The 656-nt window shown below is 67.4% G+C and carries 1 protein-coding gene; it reads left to right on the plus strand.

The features are described from left to right. Positions 1-656: PA14 domain-containing protein (locus tag ADK36_RS10820; RefSeq protein WP_234329734.1), on the plus strand; the 656-nt coding region annotated here is incomplete at both ends.

A 656-nucleotide genomic window follows, 5' to 3' on the forward strand; every position in this document is an offset into this window, starting at 1 on the left:
GTCGTGCTCGCCACCGCCGGCACCCTGCTCACCACGGCCCCCACCGCCTCCGCCGCCGTGACCTGCACCTCGCCCGTCTTCAAACGCCAGTTCTTCGCCAACACCACCTTCTCCGGCACCCCGAAGAAGACGGACTGCGACACCACCATCGACCAGAACTGGGGCACCAACGCCCCCGCCTCCGGACTCCCCAAGGACAACTTCGCCGTCCGCTGGAGCGTCACCCGCGACTTCGGCTCCGGCGGCCCCTTCACCCTCACCGCCTCCGCCCTGGACGGCATCCGCGTCTACCTCGACGGCACCCGCAAGATCGACCTGTGGAAGAACACCTCCACCACCGTCTCCAAGACCGTCAACATCACCATCCCCGCCGGCAAGCACACCCTCCGCGTCGACTACGCCAACTGGACCGGCAGCGCCAAGGTCAAACACACCTACACCCCCCGCACCTCCGCCACCATCGACAAGGTCAAACCCCTTGCCCCGACCGGGACTTCGGTCTCGTACGACACAGCCACCGGCAAGACCAAACTCACCTGGTCCAAGAACAAGGAGATGGACCTCGCGGGATACCGGGTCTACCGCCGCCTCAAGGGAGCCGCGTTCCCCGGCACGCCCCTCGCGACGACCACCGCCACCGCCTCCACCACCTACAC

The organism is Streptomyces viridochromogenes (assembly GCF_001270495.1).
Classification (GTDB): Bacteria; Actinomycetota; Actinomycetes; order Streptomycetales; family Streptomycetaceae; genus Streptomyces; species Streptomyces viridochromogenes_A.